The following is a 19297-nucleotide window of genomic DNA, read 5'->3' on the forward strand; positions in this document are numbered from 1 at the left end:
TGCCGCTCCCTAGATCCTCCTTGTGATCCCCGTCGTCCATCATCCCGACTATGTTGCCCCTGCGCCCGCGGGCAGCGCGTACCTATGGAACAAGAACGGCCTGGTGCGCGACCTGCTGGAGGCGGAAGACGCCCGGATCGGCTGGCATCAGCCCGAGGCGATGCCGCGGCGGTGGCTGGAGGCGGTCCACGACCCGGACTATGTCGCCGAAGTGCTGACCGCGGCGGTGCCGCCCCACAAGACGCGCCGGATCGGCTTTCCGGTGACGCCGGCAGTCGCGCGGCGATCGGAGCGGGTACCCGGAGGCACGTTCCTGGCGGCGCGGATCGCACAGGCGCAAGGCTATGCGGCGAACAGTGCGGGCGGGAGCCACCACGCGCTGGCCGACACGGGGGCAGGCTTTTGCGTGTTCAACGACCTCGCCATCGCCGCGGTGCGGCTGACCGAGGAGGGCCATGCCGCGCGTGTGCTGATCGTCGACTGTGATGTCCATCAGGGCGACGGTACCGCGGCACTCACCGCCGGGCGGCCCGATATCGCCACCTATTCGATCCATGCCGAGAAGAACTTCCCCGCCCGCAAGGCGCGCTCGACTCTGGATGTGGGACTGCCCGACGGCACCGGCGATGCCGAGTATCTCGAAGCCCTGGAGCGCACGCTGCTGCCGCTGCTTATCAGCTTCGATCCGGACCTGATACTCTACCAAGCGGGTGTCGACCCGTTTGCCGGCGATCGCCTCGGCCGGCTGGGACTGAGCGGGGCGGGGCTCGTCGCCCGCGACCGCTGGATCGCCGAGACGCTGCGCCGGCGGAGGCTTCCCTTCGCCAGCACGCTGGGCGGCGGCTATGGCCAGGATGCGCTCGAGGTTGCCCGGCGGCACGCGACCTCGATCCTGACGCTGGGCGCCGCGGCGCTCGGGGACGCTTGCAACGCCGCACCGCAAGGCGCATCTGGCGCGGCATGAGCCACTACCCCGCGCTTCGCCTCCGCCGCTCCCGGTCTTCGGCCTGGAGCCGCCGTCTCCACGCTGAGACCGTGCTCACTCCCGCCGATCTGATCTGGCCGGTGTTCGTCACCGAAGGCGAGGAAGAGGAGCCGATCGCGGCGCTTCCCGGCGTGTCCCGCTGGAGCCTCGGCGGTATCGTTGATCGCGCCCGCGAAGCACGCGACCTGGGCATTCCGTGTCTCGCGCTGTTCCCGAACACGCCGCATGCGCTCCGTTCCGAGGATGGCCGCGAGGCGGTCAATCCGGACAATCTGATGTGCCGCGCCATTCGCGCGATCAAGGACGCGGTGCCGGAGGTCGGCGTGCTCACCGACGTGGCGCTCGACCCCTATACCAGCCACGGCCATGACGGCATCGTCGACGCCGCCGGCTATGTGCTGAACGACGAGACTTCGGCGGTGCTGACCGAGCAGGCGCTGGTCCAGGCCGCAGCGGGCGCGGATATCGTGGCGCCCAGCGACATGATGGACGGCCGCGTCGGCCAGATCCGCACCGCGCTGGAGGCGAACGGCCATGTCAACGTGCAGATCATGGCCTATGCCGCCAAATATGCGAGCGCCTTTTACGGCCCCTTCCGCGATGCGGTCGGCAGCCGCGGGCTGCTGAAGGGCGACAAGAAGACCTATCAGATGGATCCCGCCAATGCCGAAGAGGCGCTGCGCGAAGTGGCGCTGGACCTCGCCGAGGGCGCGGACAGCGTGATGGTGAAGCCGGGCCTGCCCTATCTCGACATCGTAACTCGCGTGAAGAGCGCGTTCGAAGTACCTGTTTTTGCGTACCAGGTATCGGGCGAATTTGCTATGATCGAGGCAGCGGCCGCCGTCGGCGCGGGGGATCGCGAGGCGCTGGTGCTCGAAACCCTGATGGCGTTCAAGCGGGCGGGCTGCTCGGGCGTGCTCACCTATCACGCCCCGCTGGCGGCGCGGCTGCTCGGCGCGTGATCGCAACCGCGCGGCTGGTGCTGCGGCCGCCCGAGCCGCGCGACTTCGATGCGCTCCACGCGATGTGGAGCGATCCCGAGGTGATGCGCGATCTCGGGCCGGTGAAGTCGACCGCGCATAGCCGCGCGACGATTGCACGCCATCTCGGCTATGGGCCGAGCCACGGGCTCGGCTTCCAAGCGGTCGAGCGCCGGGAGGATGGCGCGGTTATCGGCTTCTGCGGACTGAAACCGGGCGCGCCCGACACGCCGATCGCCGACGAGATCGAAATCGGCTGGATGTTCGCGCGCGCGCATTGGGGGCGGGGTTATGCCCGTGAGGCGGCGGCGGCGAGCCTGGACTGGGCGTGGGCAAACCGCGATTGCCCGCGCGTGGTCGCGATCACCGCCGCCTGCAACGCCGCCAGTCGCACCCTGATGGAACGGCTGGGAATGGCGTGGTTCGCCGATTTCGATCATGCGATCCACGCCGAAGACAGTCGTCTGCGCGCATCCGTGGCCTACGCGATCCCGCGTCCGTGACCACCGCGAGAGCGGCGGCACGCCGCGGCTGGTTCGTCGCGGCCATCCTCGGCGGGTCGTTCCTGCTGTTCCTCGTTCAGCCAATGGTCGCGCGGATGGCGCTGCCCCGGCTGGGCGGTGCGCCGGCGGTGTGGAACTCGGCGATGCTCGTCTACCAGGCGCTGCTGCTGGTCGGCTATGGCTATGCCCATTGGCTGAGCCGGTTTCGTGTCCGCACCCAGGCGGCGCTGCATCTGGGGCTGCTGGCCCTTGCCGCATTGTGGCTGCCGTTCGGCCTGGGCACGATGCAGGTGCCGCCGGGCGCCCAGCCGGCGCTGTGGGTACCTTGGCTGCTGGTCACCGCAATCGGACCGCTGTTCCTCGCCATTTCGGCGCAGGCACCGCTGCTCCAGCGCTGGTATGCGGTGGCGAGCGGCGGCCGCGACCCCTATGCCCTCTACGCCGCCTCCAACATCGGCAGTTTCGCGGGGCTGCTCGCCTATCCGCTGCTGGTCGAGCCGCTGCTGCGGCTGCGCAGCCAGAGCTGGCTGTGGACAGCGGGCTATGCCGTGGTGGCGTTGCTGGTGCTCGCCTGTGCGAGCCGCCTGCCGCGGGGTGATGCCCCCCCTACGCAGGCTAGTGCCACCGATGTACCGATCCTGCGCGACTGGGCCCGCTGGATCGTATTGGCACTGGTCCCCTCGGGGTTGATGCTGGCGACGACGACGTTCCTCACCACCGACATCGTCGCGGTGCCGCTGCTCTGGGTGCTGCCGCTCGGCCTCTACCTGCTGAGCTTTCCGCTCGCCTTCCGCACCTCCGCGCTGCTCGACGACCTGCTCGAGCGCTGCGTGCCGCTGGTGCTGCTGCTGTTCGGTGCGACCCTGGTCGCGGGCGACCAGCGGCTGGCCTATGTCAACGCGCTGATCGGCCTGGTCCTGCTGTTCGCGGTGTCGGTCGCCTGCCATGCACGGCTCTATGCGCTGCGGCCGGCGCCCGAGCGGCTGACCGGCTTCTACCTCGCCATGGCGGTAGGCGGGGCGCTCGGCGGCGTCTTCGCCGGGCTGGTCGCGCCCGTGCTGTTCGACTGGACCTATGAATATCCGTTGCTGATCCTCGCCGCCGGCCTGCTGATCCCGCAGCGGGCGCTGGCCGAGCCGTTCGCGCAGCTCTGGGCGAGCCGCTGGCGGGTGCCCGCCGGCCTCGTGTCCGGCACCGCGGTGGTAGTGATCGTCGCCGCTGGCGTGAACGAGCATCTGCTCGGCGCCATGCACGTCCAGCTCGCCTTTGTCGCGGTGGCGGCGATCGGGCTGGTGGCGATCGGTGCCCGCTGGCCGTTCGCGGTGGCGCTCGTCGGCGGGCTGTTCCTGCTCGGCGGCTACAATGCGATCCAGACCTCGCTCAGCGGCGCGCGGACCCGCAGCTATTTCGGCGTCTACACCGTGAGCGACAAGCCGCACGAGCGCCGCCTCGCCCATGGCACCACCTTGCACGGCGTCGAGCTGAAGGGCGCGCGGGCTACCCATCCGACAACCTATTATCAGGCAGGCTCGGGCGTGGGGCAGGCGATGCAGGCGGCGCCGTTGCTGTACGGTGCCGGGGCACGGATCGGCGTGGTCGGGCTCGGCACCGGCACGCTCGCCTGCTACGCCCGGCCCGGCCAGCACTGGCGCTTCTTCGAGATCGACCCCGCCGTGGTGCATCTCGCGCGCGATTCCGGTGCGTTCGGGTTCCTGCGGCTGTGCGCGCCCCAGGCGGCGATCGTCGTCGGCGATGCGCGGCTGCGCCTGGGCGAGCTGCCGCCCGCCAGCCTGGATCTGCTCGCACTCGATGCCTTCTCGTCCGATGCGGTGCCGATGCACCTGATGACGGCCGAGGCCTTTGCCGCCTATGGCCGGGTGCTTGCGCCGGACGGGCTGTTGCTGGTGCACATCTCCAATCGCTTCCTCGCGCTGGGGCCTGTCGTGGCCGGCGCGGCGAAGGCCGGCGGCTGGCAGGGGCTCCGCCTGATCCACACCCCCACCGCTGCCGAGCGGCGCGACGAAGGCACCGTCTCCGACTGGATCGCGCTCAGCCGCTCGTCGCGCGTGCTGTCGACACTACAAGCACGCAGCCGCGAATGGCGGCAGCTGGTTGCAGAGCCCGGCTTCGACGGCTGGACCGACGACCATGCCTCGCTGGTGCCGGTGCTGCGACTGTTCCGGTCGGACGGCGAATAGGGCTCAGCCGCGGCCGAGTTCTCGGGCGATGGCAACGAATTCGGCGACGCTCACCGTCTCGGCACGGCGGCTGGCGTCGATGCCGAGCGTCTCCAGCGCCGCCAGCGCGCCTTGCACCGGCTTGAGGCTCTGGCGGAGCATCTTGCGGCGCTGGCCGAAGGCCGCAGCGGTGACTGCCTCCAGCAGCCGCAACTGCACGCCCTCGGGCGGGTCGCTCGGCGCGATATGAGCGACGGCCGACATCACCTTGGGCGGCGGCGTGAAGGCCGAGCGATGCACGTTCATCGCGATGCGCGGTGTGCTCCGCCACTGGGCGAGAACTGCAAGCCGGCCATAATGCTCGGTGCCCGCCTGCGCCACGATCCGCTCGGCGACTTCCTTCTGGAACATCAGCGTCAGGCTGGCCCACCAGGGCTGCCATTCGGCCGACAGCCAGCCGATCAGCAGCGCGGTGCCGACATTGTACGGCAGGTTTGCGACGACATGCGGCTTGCCGGCGAACAGCGTCGGCGCATCGACCTCCAGCGCATCGCCTTCGATCACGCGGAGCTGCTCGGGGAAATAGCCGCCCAGTTCCTCGAGCGCCGGGATGCAGCGCCGGTCGCGCTCGACGGCGGTGACCTTGGCGCCCGCCTGGAGCAGCGCGCGGGTGAGGCCGCCGGGCCCCGGGCCGACCTCGAACACCTCGGCGCCGGCCAGGTCGCCGGGCACCTTCGCGATGCGGCCGAGCAGCTGGCCGTCGAACAGGAAATTCTGGCCCAGCGCCTTGCTGGCGCTCAGCCCGTATTTCGCAATGACGTCCCGAAGCGGGGGAAGGGCGGTCACGCGGCCGCTTCCGCCCGGCGCTGCGCGGCTTCGGCCGCCATGCGGATCGCGGCGATCATCGCGCCCGGATGCGCGACCCCCTTGCCTGCGATGCCGAAGGCGGTGCCGTGGTCGGGCGACGTACGCACGATCGGCAGCCCCAGCGTCATGTTCACGCCGTCGTCGAAATGGAGCGTCTTGATCGGGATCAGCGCCTGGTCGTGATAGAGGCAGAGCGCCACGTCATAGGCCGCGCGCGCGCGGGCGTGGAACAGCGTGTCGGCGGCGAAGGGGCCGCTGGCGTCGATGCCCTCGGCGCGCAGGCGCTCGATCGCGGGGATCAGCACGTCGATCTCCTCGCGCCCGATCGCGCCGCCTTCGCCGGCATGCGGGTTGAGCCCGGCAAAGGCCAAGCGCGGATGGGCGATACCGAAATTGCGCTGCAGACCGCGCGCGGTCACGCGGCCCTTGGCCACGACCAGTTCGGGGCTGATCAGCGACGGCACCTCCGCCAGCGGCACATGCACCGTCATCGGCACCACCCGGAGCGTCGGCCCGGCGAGCATCATCACCGCATTCTCGGCGGTGATGCCGCAGCGCTCCGCGACGAACTCGGTCTGGCCGGGATGCGTGTAGCCGATCGCGTAGAGCTGCGCCTTGGAGACCGGCCCGGTCACCAGCGCACCTGCCGCGCCGACGCTGGCGAGGCCCGTCGCGACTTCGAGTGCCTGCAATGCCACATGCGCGGAGTTGAGCGTCGGTGTGCCCGGCAGGACCTCGCCCGCATCGCCCACTGGCAGGATCGGCAATGCCTCGCCGAACACGGCAAACGTCTCGCGCGGATCGCCGATCGGGACGATTGGGCCGTCCCACACCGCGCGAACGGCGGCGGGATCCCCCACGGCAAAGAACGGCGCGAGCCCTTCGGCCTCGCGGGCGGCCCAGGCCTTGGCGGTGATTTCCGGCCCGATCCCCGCCGAATCGCCCAATGCGACGGCGAGGGGAGGCAGGGTGGCGCCTCCCACCGTCATCTCAGCGATATTCGATCAGCGCGTCGCGGCGCAGGTCGCGCAGCATGCGCTCGGCGCGCAGGTTGACGCGCTGGTCCTCCAGCTGCTCCTGGACCTGCTCGACCGAGGGGGCATTGGCGGCGGGCGGATCGTCGCGCCCGCAGATCACCAGCACGCGCACGCCGTCCTCGATCGAGCCGAAGGGCTGGGTCGACTGGCCGACCTGAAGCGGAAGGATCAGGTTCTGCAGCGCGGGCGGCAGGTCCTTGATGACGATGTTGTCGCGGTCGACCACTTCCGCACCCTCGGCGGCGGCGACCTTGCTCACATCACCGCAGCCGCGGATCGCCTGGGTCGCCTTGGCGAAGGCGGCGGCGCGGCTGCTTGCCTGCGCCTCGGTAGTGCCCTTGGCGAAGCTGAGCGACAGCTGACGGAGGCTGAGCTTGGCGTCGCGCGGATCAGAGATCCCGACCTTGTGCTTATCCGCCAGATACACGATCGAGAAGCCGGCTGAGAGCGGGATCGGCCCGGCCACCTGGCCCGGCTGCATCTCCTGCACGGCCTGCGCGAGCGCATCGGGCAGCATCGCGGTCTGAACCCAGCCGAGATCGCCCCCCTTCGCGCGCGTTGAGCTCTGCGAATAGGTGCGCGCCAGATAATCGAACGGCGTGCCTTCGCGCATCTGATCGATCATCTTCTTCATGCCGCCGGAAACTTCCTGGGCACGATCGGGCGTCGCGTTCTGGTAGATTTCGTAGACATGATACTCTTCGGTGCCCTTCTGCGCGGTCAGGCGATCGATCATCGCCTTCACCTCGGCTTCGCCGACGTTGACGTTGACGCGCTTGCGCAGCAGCCGGCTCCAGGCCAGTTCGGCCTCGACCTGGCGCTTGATCGACTTTTCCGACGAGCCGATCTCGCGCAGCCAGCTGCGCATCTGCTCGGGCGTCTTCTGGAAGCGGACGGCGACGCGGTTGAAGCTCGATTCGATCTCGCGCGGCTCGACCCTGATCTCGTTGGCCTTGGCTTCCTGGATCTCGAGCGTCTCGTCGATCAGCTGGCGCAGCATCGCGAGCTTGAGCTGTTCGCGCTCCTCCGGCTTGAGGGTCAGCTTCTGCATGCCGGTGACCAGCGCCACGCGCTGATCCACCTCGGTACCGGTGATCACATAGTCGTTGACGATCGCGGTGGGCTTGCGAATGTTCGGGTCGGCCTTGCCGAAGATCTCCAGGTTGGCGGGGATGTCCAGCCCGGTATTCTGACTGTCCTGGCCCGGCGCGGTTCGTGCCGCTGCCATCGTTGCGAGCGCAGCGATGCCTGCGCCTGCCAGCCACTTGGCACTCGTTCCCGCAATTCTGCCCAAACCCATCATCACTTCAGAACGACCCTTATCCTCAAACGGGAAGCAGCGCTTACTGCGCAATTGTGCCTGAACCAAGGCTGAGTACCCGAATCCCCCAAGCGGGGTCTTCTAGCGACCGAGGTTCTTGAAGGCGAGGGTAAGCAGATACGAGTTGCCGCGCTGCGCATCGCCGGTAGTGGCATAGTCGCGGCGCCAAGTGGCGCCGATGCGCAGGCAGTCATCCTCGTAGAACAGGCCGATCCGGTGGCGGATCGGCTGGAAGCCATTGGCGAGCGAGGTCGGATCCTCTCGCTTGTCGGTCAGGTCGATCAGGGTCGAGCCCGACAGCGACCAGAAGCGCGCGAACTGCACGCGGGCACCGAGGCGCAGTTCCTCGCGGTCCTGCAGATCCTCCAGCGCCGGATCGACGTTGCGGTTGAGCCGCAGATAGCCGACCTGGATATAGCTGGCGCGCGATCCCAGCGTCATGTCGATTTCGTTGCGGCGCACCGCCAGCCCGTCCTTGTCGAGCCGGTAGCGGTGGGTGAAACTCAGGAAATCGTGGAAGCGGATCACCGTGCGGCCGACGATATCGGACATGCGATCGGTAAGGCCGGTGCCGTCCGGCAGCAGAGTCGGGCGGTTGGTCAGGCGGTAGCTCTGGCCGATATTGGACTCGATGCTGAAGCCCGGCAGATAGAGCGCATAGTCGACACCGTAGGTGAAGCGCGTCGAATCCTCGAACCGGTCATAGCCGGGGAAGCGATTGAGCGCGAAGAGGTTCGAATCCTCCAGGTCGACCGCGCGGGCGTCCTCGTTGGGCACGTCCATGTTGGCGAGGTGCGGCGATGCCACCACCTGCACCCGCGGCGTGATCCGCTGCGTCCCGCCGAGAAAGTCGCCGACAAACGCCCATTTCACGTCGACTGCCGCCGCTGCGATGCCGCGGAAGCGGAAGCCTTCGAGGCCGCGATAATTGACCACGGTCGTCGCCGACGTGTCGGTCGTGTTGTACACGTCGCCGCGGGTATAGGCGGTGAAGGTCACTTCCTGGCCCCAGTCGGTCAGGCGGCGTAGGCTCCACTGGGCGCTGGTGAACGCGCGCTGGGTGTCCTGCCCGCCGGTGCGGGTGAGGGCGAGGGTGTTCACCTCGAGGTCGAACTTGCCGCCGAGCAGCCCGTCGTCGAGGCGGCGGCGATAGTCGAGCTCGGGGAGGGCGATCGGCTGCAGGCCCTGGCGATCGCCCGCCCGCAGCGTCTGCACCGCCCAGGCATTGATCACGAAATAGCTGTCCGGGTCGATGCGCTGGATCGAGAGATTGTTGCGCAGCCGGTCGTCGCGCGAAATGTCGTAGCGGCGCAGGAAGGTGCGGTCGCTGGCGATGCGGAAGGACGCGCTGACGCTCCAATTGGGATCGAGCTGGTAGCGGCCGACCAGGTCGATATAGCCGCGGAAATCGTTCTGCAGGCTCGCCGGCGTCGGTGCGACGGAGAGGTCGTCGGCGCGGCGGCTATAGGTGCCATAGGCCTGGAGGCGGAACGAGCCGAGGCTGTTGAGCTCGCGATAATCGGCCTGGAGCATCGGCAACGCGTTGGAGAAGACGCGCGGCGTGACGGTCAGGTCGCGATTGGGGGCGAAGCTGAAGAAATAGGGGACGGAGAGCTGGAAGCCGTTGGTGCGGCTGTAGCGCGCGTCGGGCGTGAGGAAGCCGGAGTCGCTCTGGCCGCCCGCCGGGTGCGAAAAGGCCGGCAGGGGCACGGTTGCGAAGCCGAACACCGAAATGCGGGCGCCCTTGTAGCGCAGCCGGTGCTTGGCCGGATCGTAGACGACCCGGTCCGCCGTGATCTTCCACGACGGCTCCTTGGGGCAGCCCGAGCTGTCGGTGACGCTGCACGGCGTATAGGCGGCATTCTCGACGGTGATCACGCCGCCGTCGTTGCGCGACCCGCGCTGCGCGGCGATGCGGCCACCGGCCTCGAGCACGACGAGCATGTTGTCGACCACGCCGTCCTTCAGCGTGTCGGTCAGCTCGATGCTGTCGCCATAGGCGGCGTCGCCCTGCGGATTGGCGATGACGATGTTGCCGGTCGCCATCACCTTGCCGGTGCGACGATCCCAGGTGACCTTGTCGGCGCGCAGACGGTTGCTCTCGCGGTACATGCGGACGTCCCCGGTCGCCGTCACGACGTCGCTGGTCTGGTCATAGTCGAGCTGGTCGGCGCTGAACTGGACCTGATTGGGATCGGTGGGCAGCGCCGTCGGCGAGGGCGGCGCCGGCTCGACGGAGCGATCCTGCAGGTTGGGGGCCGGCATCTCGTCCCCCGACAGCGGACGCGATTCGGGCACTTGCTGGGCACGCGCCTGCGCCGCCAGGCACAGACCGAGCGCGGCCGGGAAGAACATGGCCTTGCGCTTCACGAAAACTCCCACCTTTATCGATACTCCCCGGCAGACGGGCTCATGCCCTATCGCAGCGATTGCGCATCCGCAACGGCGGGCGCGTTGGCCGAAACGCACATCCGGGCTAAGGGACCCCGCATGCAGGTCGATTTCTATCACCTTACCGTCGCGCCGCTCGATCGCGTGCTGCCTTCCATCGCCGAAAAGGTGCTGGGCAGCGGCGGGCGGCTGCTGATCGTCGCCGGCGATTCCGCGGTGCGCGCGCGGATCGACCAGCTGCTGTGGAGCTACAGCGCCGCAAGCTTCCTGCCGCACGGCCAAGCCGGGGAAGCGTGGGATGCCGATCAGCCTGCGCTGATCGCCGAGGGGGTGAGCCCGGCAAACGGCGCCCGCAACGTCGCACTGGTCGACGGCCTGTGGCGTGACGAGGCGCTGGACTTCGAGCGCGCCTTCCACCTGTTCGACGAAGACAGCATCGGGGCCGCGCGCGTGGCGTGGCGGGCGCTTGGCGAGCGCGAAGGCGTGGAGCGACGCTATTGGCGCCAGGACGAGAATGGTCGCTGGGCGCAAGTCGCCTGAGCTTGCATTGAAGACGGCGGGGGACTAGGGAGCCGCGACTTCCTTTCATCACCAACTACAGGAGCCGCACGGCCATGGCCGCGACCCGGACCTTTTCGATCATCAAGCCCGATGCCACCCGCCGCAACCTGACCGGTGCGGTCACCAAGATGCTGGAAGAGGCCGGCCTGCGCGTCGTCGCTTCCAAGCGCCTCCAGCTCACCCGCGAGCAGGCCGAGGGCTTCTATGCGGTGCACAAGGAGCGTCCCTTCTTCAACGACCTCGTCGAGTTCATGATCTCGGGCCCGGTCGTGGTGCAGGTGCTCGAGGGCGAGAACGCCGTGCAGCGCAACCGTGACATCATGGGCGCCACCAACCCCGCGAACGCCGAGCCGGGCACGATCCGCAAGGAACTGGCCGAGTCGATCGAAGCCAATTCGGTCCATGGTTCGGACTCGGAAGAGAATGCCGCGATCGAGATCGCCTATTTCTTCCAGCCGGAAGAAATCGTCGGCTGAACGGCCGAGATTGACGGTAGGAAAAGGGTCGCGCTTCCGATGGGGAGTGCGGCCTTTTTGCATTTGCTCTAAGCCCCTCCTCCTTGGAGGAGGGGTTGGGGGTAGAGGGATGCCGGAACCTCTCTTGGTTTCGGTGCGACACTGCCCCACCCCAAACCCCTCCCCTGAAGGGGGAGGGGCTGAAGTAAAGCTCATCGCGGCAGCGTGATCGTCGCCGTCAGCCCGCCGCCGTCGCGATTGGCCAGTGCGATCGTGCCGCCCGCGTCGTTGACGATCGCCCGCGCCAGCGCCAGCCCCAGACCGATCCCGCCGGTGTCGCGATTGCGCGATTCCTCCAGCCGGGTGAAAGGGTTGAACACCGCCTCCAGCTTGTCCGCCGGAATGCCGTGGCCGCGATCGCACACTTCGATCGTCACGCGCTGCGGTGCGGGGATCAGCCGAACCTCGGCGCCGCCGCCATATTTGACGGCATTCTCGATCAGATTGCGCACCGCGCGCCGCATCAAGGTCGGGCGCAGCCGCATCTTGAGCCGCGCCGGTTCCTCGAACTTCACGTCATGGTCGAGATCGCGGAAATCCTCGACCACCGCGTCCACCAGGGCACCCAGATCGACATCGGTATTGGGCTCGCTCGGCCGGCCCAGCCTGGCCAGTGACAGAATGTCGTCCAGGGTGCGGCTCATCTCGTCGATCGTGTCGGCCATGCGCATCCGGTCGTCGTCGTCCTCGACCGATTCGATGCGCACCCGCAGCGCCTGGAGCGGGGTCCGCAGGTCATGCCCGATCGCGCCGAGCATCCGGTCCTTTTCGTCGAGCATCGTCGTCACGCGGCGGCCAAGCGCGTTATATGCGGCGATCAGCGCACGCACGTCGCTCGGGCCGCGCTCGCGGATCGGCGCGGCATCGCTGCCGGGGCGGAAGGTGCGGGCGGCCTCGGTAAGGGTCCGCAGCGGTCGCGCGATCCGACCGCCGACCAGCAAGACCGGCACCAGCACCACGACGTAGAGGATCAGCGTCTGCGCGACCAACTGCCAGATCAGGTCATTGTCGGTTCGCGGCCATGGCGTGGAGAGAGTCAGCCAGCCCTTGCCGGGCAATTCCACCGCGACGAGCATTTCCGCGCCCATGCGGCGAAGCCGTTCGGCACGGATGGGGTCGAGCCTCGGATCGAGCAGGCGTTTGGCGTCGACCGGGCGGAGCGCGGCCATGATGCCGCCGGCGCGCAGGCCCGCATCCGCAAGACCGCGCCGCAGATCGCGTTCGACATCGGTCCGTCGGAAGGACTCTTGCGCTGCAAACGGATTGTCCGGGTGCAGCCGAACATGGGTTCGGGGATCGGAGAGAAACCGGTACTTGGCCGCCCCGGGTGCCAGCGGCATCTCGCGTTGAAGGGTGAGCAGGCGTTCGGCGGCATCGGCGAGGCGGGTGGTGGTCGGCACGATCACCAGCGCGAAGCGCGCCTTTTGACGTTCGTGCAGCAACAGCCCGAAATTGATCGCCTGCGCCACGAACAGCGCGGCTGCGACGAGCAGGGCGATCCGGGCGACGAGGCTCGTCGGCAGGAACCGTCTCAAAGCCGGGTAACCTCGGCGGCTAGGGTATAGCCGCCACCCCATACCGTCTTGATGATCGTCGGGTTCTTCGCGTCCGGCTCGATCTTCTTGCGCAGGCGGCTCACCTGATTGTCGATCGCGCGATCGAAGGCGGCGGCTTCGCGGCCCTGGGTAAGATCGAGAAGCTGGTCGCGCGTCAGTACCTGCCGGGGCCGGGTGACCAGCGCGTGCAGGAGATTATATTCGCCGGTGGACAGCGGCACCGACACGCCTTCGCGGTCCACCAGCGTGCGCTCGCCGGTTCGCAGCACCCAGCCGGCAAAGGCGAACGATCCGGTTTCGGGCGCATGCTGCTTGGCGCCGCCGGCCGACCAGCGGCGCAGCACCACCTTGATGCGGGCGGAGAGCTCGCGCGGGCTGAACGGCTTCACCACATAATCGTCCGCGCCCATCTCGAGCCCGACGATGCGGTCGGTCTCCTCGCTGCGCGCGGTAAGCAGGATCACCGGCGTCTCGCTGGTCTCGCGGATATGGCGGCACAGGCTCAACCCATCTTCGCCGGGCATCATGATGTCGAGCACGACAAGATCGATCGCATAGGCGTTCAACCGGGCGCGGGCACTTTCCGCGTCGCCGGCCTGGGTGATGCGAAATCCTTGCTTGGTCAGATATTGGGCAAGCGGCTCGCGGATCGAGCGTTCGTCGTCGACCAGCAGCAAATGGGGAACCTCGGACATGGTCACCAGCGTAGCGCCTTTGTGGGCGGAGAAAAGAGCCGGGCGGGAGGGAGGAGATCCGCGGCCTTCGCGACGAGAAGCGACAGGGGGTGCGCTTCCACTACCGACGGGGACGGCAGCGACGAGGGCAACGACGCTCCCGCCCGGCTTCTCCGGCTGGCGTCAGTTGCCGTCGGCCGGAGGAGGGGGAGGCGGTGGCATGTCGCCGGGCGGGGGCGGCGGGGGGGCGTCCTTGCCGCCATGGCCGCGCCAGCCGCCCGGACCGCCGCGGCGCATCGCCATCATCCGCTTGGCGGCGGCGTCGCGCTCGGCGGCGTCGATCCTGCCGTCGTGATTGGTGTCGATCCTGTCGAACATGCGGGTGGCGCGGGCCTGCTCGTCGGCGAGCGTCAAGTCCTTGGGGGCGCGCATACCGCCACCCATGCGGGCGCGCATCCTGGCGTCGAACGCCGCGCGCTCCTCCGGCGTCACCTTGCCGTCATGGTTGGCGTCCATCTCGTTGAAACGGGTCTGCACGCTGGCGAGCATTTCCTCGCGCGTGACGATGCCGTCCTTGTTGCTGTCGGCCATGGCGAGCGGATCGGGGCGGGGGCCGCGCGGGCCATCCTGCGGGCCTTGCTGCCCGGCATAGGCCGCGCCGGCAAGCAGCGACGCCCCGAGTGCGGCAAGGGTGAGACGTTTCAGCATCCTGAACTCCTGCGAAGGGAAGGTGCGTACCGGGAGCGGGGGCGACCCCCGGTACAGCCCCGGTTTCCCATCGCCGTGTCGCAGCGCTTTGTCACACGGAGGGGCAAAGTGTCGCAATTTGTCGTCGGCGGCGCGTCGATGGGCGACGCCTATTCCGCAGCCGCGGGAGCGACGCGCGGCACGACCTTCCACTCGATCAGCAGCAGTGCACTCAGGGCCAGGACGGAGGCGACCGCGAAATTGCCGCCGCGAAAGCCGTGCTCGGTCCCGAATGCCAATGCCTGGCTGAGCAGTAGCGGCCCGAGGATCAGCGCCACGCTGCTCAGCGCCGCCATGCCACCCTGCAGCGCCCCTTGGCGCGACGGATCGGTCAAGCGCGAAAGCAGCGCATTGATCGAAGGAAAGGCAAGGCCCTGGAATGCCGCGAACGGGATGATGGCGAACACCATCCAGGTCTCGCGGACGAAGCAATAGGCCAGGAAGGCGAGCCCGGCCGCCAGCATCCCGAGCACCACGGTGCGTTCCTCGCCCCACGCGGCGATCGCGCGGCCAGTGACGAAGCTCTGCACCAGCGCCATGCAGACGCCCGACGCCGCCAGCGACCAGCCGATCATCCGCTCGTCCCAGCCCAACGCGATCTGGCCGAAAAACGCCCAGGTGGCAGGGTAAACCATGTGCGCCAGCTGCCAGAGGAAGGCAGCGAGGAGCAGCGGCTTGGCATTGCCCGCCTCAAACAGCGGGCGGAAGGCCGCAAAGACATGGGCGTCGCGCAGCCGGAACGGGCGGCGGCGCTCCGGCGCCATGGTTTCGGGGAGCAGCGCCAGGATCCACACGGCATTGATCCCGGCCAGCGCGGCTGCGGCGATGAACGGCGCGCGCGGTCCCAGGCTGGCGAGCAGGCCGCCGATCGCCGGGCCGAGGATGAAACCGATGCCGAACGCCGCTCCCATCAGGCCGAAGGTCGCGCCGCGCTTTTCGGGTGGCGTGACGTCCGCCAGCACCGCGTTGGCGGGGCCATAGACCGCGCCCGCAATCCCGGCGACGACCCGGCCGACGAACAGCCAGCCGATCGTCGGCGCCGCAGCCATCAGCAGGTAATCGATCGCGAAGGCCGCCATCGACAAGAGCAGCACCGGTCGCCGCCCGACACTGTCACCCAGCGAACCGAGGATCGGGCCGGCGACAAACTGGGCGATGGCGAAGGCCGCCAGCATCCAGCCGCCGATGCGCGCCGCATCATCGATGCCGGTGTGCGACAGCGTCAGGATCAGCCGCGGCAGCACCGGCAGGATGACGCCGAAACCGATCGAATCGATCAGGACGGCAGCGAGCACGATCGGGACGGCACGATGATGAAACGGCATGGCGGCTCCCCTCCGCAAGTTGCCCGACTGTAGAACAGGCGTGCCCGGGGCGCCAAGCGCGTTCGCCACAGGCCGGGCGCGGCGACCGCGATAGATCCGCTCCGGAGCCTCCGGGCGTTGCCGGAGGCGAGGGCAGGGGTAGAAGCGGCTAGGAGGTGCTGTACAGGTCCGTTTTGCACCGCGGCTGCGGGCCGCCACACATCGATGCGCCGATCCGGTTCGGCAACACTGTGCCTTCTGCGCAACGTTTTTATTCAAGTCGCATTTTGCAACTTTAGTTTTGCTTGACGCCGCTGACATGAAGGCGTGTATTCGAGCTTCGGGTATGGAGCATCAAACAACGCTCCAACCTCGGTGGAGAGGATATTTATGCGGCTACGCCTTATGTCGGCCTGTGCGGTGCCGGCACTCGTCATGGCGCTTGCAGCGCCTGCCCATGCGCAAGATGCGGCATCGCTTTCCCAGGATACCGCCGGCCACTCGACCCAATCGGACAACGAGATCATCGTAACCGCCCAGGGTCGCGCGCAGGCACTGGCCGATGTGCCGCTGGCAGTCTCCGCGGTCAGTTCGGAGACGCTGCAGCAGACCGGTGCGAACGACATTCGCGCGCTGAACCAGGTGGCGCCGTCGTTGCTCGTCTCGTCGACCGGCAGCGAGGCCAACGGCTCGGCCCGTATTCGAGGGATCGGTACGGTCGGCGACAATCCGGGCCTCGAGAGTTCGGTGGCGGTGTTCATCGACGGTGTCTATCGCTCGCGCTCGGGCATCGGCCTCAGCGAACTGGGCGATCTCGAGCGGATCGAGGTGCTGCGGGGCCCGCAGGGCACGCTGTTCGGTCGCAACGCCTCGGCCGGCATCATCAACATCGTGTCGAAGATGCCGGAGGCCAATTTCTCGGCAGGGGCCGAGGCGACCTACGGCAATTACAATGCCATCCGCCTGCAAGGCTATGTCAACGTGCCGCTCAGCGCACACGTCTCCGGTCGGCTCGACGGCGTCTACATGAAGCGCGACGGATTCTATACCGACGTCACCAATAATCGCGACGTCAACAATCGCGACCGGTATTTCCTGCGCGGCCAGCTGCTGTTCGAGCCGTCCAGCGACCTGCGCATCCGCGTGATCGGCGACTATACCCATCGCAACGAGGAATGCTGCGGAGCGGTCTATGTCACCTCGACGATCAACCCCTATGTCGGCAACCTCAACGATCCGTCGTCGAACAACATCGTCCGGGTACTGCGCGATCTGGGGCAGCCGATGGCGGCGTTCAGCGATCCCTATAGCCGCAACCTCTATGTCTCGAAGGGGCGCAGCTATGGCGGCATTACCGAGGATTGGGGCGGCTCGGTCCAGGTCGACTGGAACCTAGGCGACGTCAAGCTCACCTCGATCACCGGCTATCGCAACTATTTCGCCAGCCAGGGCGCGGATACCGACTATAGCGCGATCGACATCCTCTACCGCGCGCCCAACGCCAATTCCTCCCGCGCGTTCGAGACGTTCAGTCAGGAACTCCGGCTGAACGGCACGGCGTTCGGAGAGAAGCTCGACTGGCTGGTCGGCGGCTATTACGCCAATGAAGACCTGACGCTCGTCGATAATCTCCGCTTCGGCAGCCAATATGGTCGCTTCGCCACCTGCCGTATCGTCTCGGGCGGCGGCCTGGCGGCGTTGTACAACCCGGCGGCGGCAGGGTGCCTGGCGGCGCGGCCGGCGCTGTTCGGTGCGGCGTCGCCGCTGATCTATGCCGGATTCGACCGGCTCGACAGCATCAACGATCGCGGTACCACGCGCGACCTGTTCAAGCAGAACAGCCGCAACTGGGCGCTGTTCACCCATAACATCTTCCATGTCACCAAGGGCTTGGACCTCACCGTCGGCCTGCGTTACACCAATGAGCGCAAGCGGCTGAACGCCACCTTCGGCAACGACAACACGGCCTGTGTCGCAAACCAGTCCTCGCTGTTGCCGCTGCGGTCGGTCGCCGCGCTCACCGGCGTCATCGACGCGCTGATCGGCCTGTCCTGCCAGGGCAATTCGACGTCCGAGCTCGACGGCGCGTCGATCCGCGACACGCGCAAGGAGGATCAGTTCACCGGCACCGCGATCCTCTCGTACAAGCCGACCGACGATCTGCTGCTCTACGGCAGTTACTCGCGCGGCTACAAGGCGGGCGGGTTCAACCTCGACAAGTCGGCGCTCAAGGCCCCGATCGCCACCTTCGCCTCGGTCGGCGGTGCGCAGGCATTGGTCGGCAACCTCCAGTTCGCGCCGGAGACCAACGACGCCTTCGAAGTCGGCCTGAAATACTCGACCCGCAAGTTCAGCCTGAACGTCTCGGCCTTCCGCCAGCAGTTCAGCAACTTCCAGCTGAACACATTCAACGGCACCGTCTTCCTGGTCCAGAACATCAATGGCTGCACCGCCGATCTGGGTGGCGGCGACCGCGACCAGAGCAAGTTCACCACCGCCGGCAACTACAACGCGGCGGCCGCGACGACCGGCGCCTGCTCGTCGTCCAATGTGAGCTACGGCGTGGTGTCGCAGGGCGTCGAGCTGGAGGCTTCGCTGGTGCCGGCGCGCGACTTCCGCGTCGGCCTGGGCTTCACCTATGCCGACACGAAGTATCGCAACCAGCTGGTCGGCAGCGATGCCGGCGCACCGCTGGACCAAGCGCTGCGCCTGTTGCCCGGCAAGCAGCTTTCCAACGCACCGAAGATCGTGACGACGGCGTCGGTGGCATGGACGCCGCAACTGGGCAATTCGGGGCTGAGCGGGCTCGTCTATTTCGATACGCGCATGACGAGCGATTATAATACCGGGTCGGATCTGTTCCCGCAGAAGATCCAGGACGGCTACGCCATCGTCAACGGCCGCATCGGTATCCGCGGCAAGGAAGAACGTTGGGCGATCGAACTCTGGGCGCAGAACCTGCTCAACCAGAATTATACACAGGTCGTGTTCAACTCGCCGTTCCAGGAAGGTGCGACCGGTGCACCGTTCACCGATCCCCAATATCCCGGTGGTCGCCAGATCTTCTCTGCCTATCTTGCCGAACCGCGGACCTACGGCATCACGCTGCGGACCCGCTTCTGACGCCTTTCCTGGGGAGGAAAGCACTGGGCTGGAGGAGCGATCCTCCAGCCCGTTTTTTTGGGGCGCCACCATCAACGGAGGCGCAAGCTTCGTGGCGAAATAGCTGCGCAATTCTGTCGTTAACGAGTTATTCGTCTAAAAGAAAAAGGAATTCTTCGGACGCCATCTTCCAGGGGGGATAGGTGATGACACTGAGCAAATTGGCGGCATCGTCCGTCGATCTTTCGGCGGCGGGGCCCGTCGCGATCGCGGCGGTCTCTGCAGCGCCCGAGGCGCCGGACCTGCTGGAAGCGGTGGTGGCCGCGTCGTCCGCCCGCAGCGCCAGACTGTCCACCAGCATGACGCAGTTGCTGCTCGAGGCGCAGTCGACGGCGGCACCGAACGACCCCGCCGCGGTGAGCGTGCTGTTCCGCGCGAAGCGCTGAGACGCTAGGGCCTGTCTGCATTTAGCGGAGCCAGATCCTGGCGCATGCGAGATGGACGAATCCCATGAAGGCGGAGATCGTCTTCTCGCAGCGCAGGGCAATGCGGCGGAAGCGTTTGAGTTTGTTGAAGA

At 67.6% G+C, this 19297-nt stretch carries 16 protein-coding genes and 1 pseudogene; 8 read left to right on the forward strand and 9 right to left on the reverse strand.

Features of this window, described 5'->3' with window-relative positions:
- The first annotated feature begins 22 nt into the window (after nucleotides 1–22).
- Genes QZ814_RS03350 through QZ814_RS03365 form a run of 4 tightly spaced genes read left to right on the forward strand, consistent with a single transcriptional unit; the run spans nucleotide 23 to nucleotide 4666 of the window.
- On the forward strand, nucleotides 23–964 hold the full coding sequence (locus tag QZ814_RS03350) for a histone deacetylase (RefSeq protein ID WP_294329676.1): 942 nt from the start codon (nucleotides 23–25) through the stop codon (nucleotides 962–964).
- Entirely contained in the window at nucleotides 961–1947 is a 987-nt protein-coding gene (gene hemB / locus QZ814_RS03355; protein WP_294329677.1) for a porphobilinogen synthase, read from the forward strand. The genes QZ814_RS03350 and hemB overlap by 4 nt, the downstream gene beginning before the upstream one ends.
- The gene (locus tag QZ814_RS03360; protein ID WP_294329678.1) at nucleotides 1944–2468 is read left to right on the forward strand and encodes a GNAT family N-acetyltransferase; all 525 of its coding nucleotides are present in this window, start codon (nucleotides 1944–1946) and stop codon (nucleotides 2466–2468) included. Before hemB ends, QZ814_RS03360 begins: the two co-directional genes overlap by 4 nt.
- The gene (locus tag QZ814_RS03365) at nucleotides 2465–4666 is read left to right on the forward strand and encodes a fused MFS/spermidine synthase (RefSeq protein WP_294329679.1); all 2202 of its coding nucleotides are present in this window, start codon (nucleotides 2465–2467) and stop codon (nucleotides 4664–4666) included. Before QZ814_RS03360 ends, QZ814_RS03365 begins: the two co-directional genes overlap by 4 nt.
- A gap of 3 nt (nucleotides 4667–4669) precedes the next feature.
- Here QZ814_RS03365 and rsmA read toward each other — a convergent pair whose 3' ends face one another.
- The 4 genes from rsmA to lptD form a co-directional block, all read right to left on the reverse strand.
- Complete coding sequence (gene rsmA, locus QZ814_RS03370) at nucleotides 4670–5491, reverse strand: 16S rRNA (adenine(1518)-N(6)/adenine(1519)-N(6))-dimethyltransferase RsmA (RefSeq protein ID WP_294329680.1); 822 nt, start codon at nucleotides 5489–5491, stop codon at nucleotides 4670–4672.
- Entirely contained in the window at nucleotides 5488–6501 is a 1014-nt protein-coding gene (pdxA, locus tag QZ814_RS03375) for a 4-hydroxythreonine-4-phosphate dehydrogenase PdxA (protein ID WP_294329681.1), read from the reverse strand. The genes rsmA and pdxA overlap by 4 nt, the downstream gene beginning before the upstream one ends.
- Before the next feature lies 1 nt (nucleotide 6502).
- Nucleotides 6503–7777, reverse strand: coding sequence for a peptidylprolyl isomerase (locus tag QZ814_RS03380; protein WP_294329682.1), 1275 nt, complete (start codon nucleotides 7775–7777; stop codon nucleotides 6503–6505).
- 174 nt (nucleotides 7778–7951) lie between these two features.
- Complete coding sequence (lptD, locus tag QZ814_RS03385; protein ID WP_294329696.1) at nucleotides 7952–10135, reverse strand: LPS assembly protein LptD; 2184 nt, start codon at nucleotides 10133–10135, stop codon at nucleotides 7952–7954.
- 225 nt (nucleotides 10136–10360) lie between these two features.
- Between lptD and QZ814_RS03390 the strand changes: the two genes are divergently transcribed.
- Both QZ814_RS03390 and ndk read left to right on the forward strand, forming a co-directional pair.
- Nucleotides 10361–10801: a DNA polymerase III subunit chi gene (locus QZ814_RS03390; protein ID WP_294329683.1), complete on the forward strand. Its 441-nt coding sequence runs from the start codon at nucleotides 10361–10363 to the stop codon at nucleotides 10799–10801.
- 74 nt (nucleotides 10802–10875) lie between these two features.
- On the forward strand, nucleotides 10876–11298 hold the full coding sequence (gene ndk, locus QZ814_RS03395; protein ID WP_294329684.1) for a nucleoside-diphosphate kinase: 423 nt from the start codon (nucleotides 10876–10878) through the stop codon (nucleotides 11296–11298).
- A 191-nt stretch (nucleotides 11299–11489) separates the two neighbouring features.
- Here ndk and QZ814_RS03400 read toward each other — a convergent pair whose 3' ends face one another.
- From QZ814_RS03400 to QZ814_RS03415, 4 genes are all read right to left on the reverse strand, one after another.
- Nucleotides 11490–12872 (reverse strand): HAMP domain-containing sensor histidine kinase, encoded by a 1383-nt coding sequence (locus tag QZ814_RS03400; protein ID WP_294329685.1) that lies wholly within the window; start codon nucleotides 12870–12872, stop codon nucleotides 11490–11492.
- Nucleotides 12869–13588, reverse strand: coding sequence for a response regulator (locus QZ814_RS03405; RefSeq protein WP_264608738.1), 720 nt, complete (start codon nucleotides 13586–13588; stop codon nucleotides 12869–12871). Before QZ814_RS03405 ends, QZ814_RS03400 begins: the two co-directional genes overlap by 4 nt.
- Nucleotides 13589–13750: 162 nt before the next feature.
- Nucleotides 13751–14275 (reverse strand): EF-hand domain-containing protein, encoded by a 525-nt coding sequence (locus QZ814_RS03410; RefSeq protein ID WP_294329686.1) that lies wholly within the window; start codon nucleotides 14273–14275, stop codon nucleotides 13751–13753.
- 149 nt (nucleotides 14276–14424) lie between these two features.
- On the reverse strand, nucleotides 14425–15639 hold the full coding sequence (locus tag QZ814_RS03415; RefSeq protein WP_294329687.1) for an MFS transporter: 1215 nt from the start codon (nucleotides 15637–15639) through the stop codon (nucleotides 14425–14427).
- A gap of 369 nt (nucleotides 15640–16008) precedes the next feature.
- Between QZ814_RS03415 and QZ814_RS03420 the strand changes: the two genes are divergently transcribed.
- Nucleotides 16009–18741, forward strand: coding sequence for a TonB-dependent receptor (locus tag QZ814_RS03420; RefSeq protein WP_294329688.1), 2733 nt, complete (start codon nucleotides 16009–16011; stop codon nucleotides 18739–18741).
- 185 nt (nucleotides 18742–18926) lie between these two features.
- Entirely contained in the window at nucleotides 18927–19166 is a 240-nt protein-coding gene (locus QZ814_RS03425; protein WP_294329689.1) for a hypothetical protein, read from the forward strand.
- 21 nt (nucleotides 19167–19187) lie between these two features.
- On the opposite strand, the pseudogene QZ814_RS03430 reads toward QZ814_RS03425, so the two are convergent.
- A pseudogene (locus QZ814_RS03430) lies at nucleotides 19188–19297 on the reverse strand (IS5/IS1182 family transposase); the annotation flags it as partial.

The sequence above is a fragment of the uncultured Sphingomonas sp. genome, assembly GCF_913777625.1.
Lineage (GTDB): Bacteria > Pseudomonadota > Alphaproteobacteria > Sphingomonadales > Sphingomonadaceae > Sphingomonas.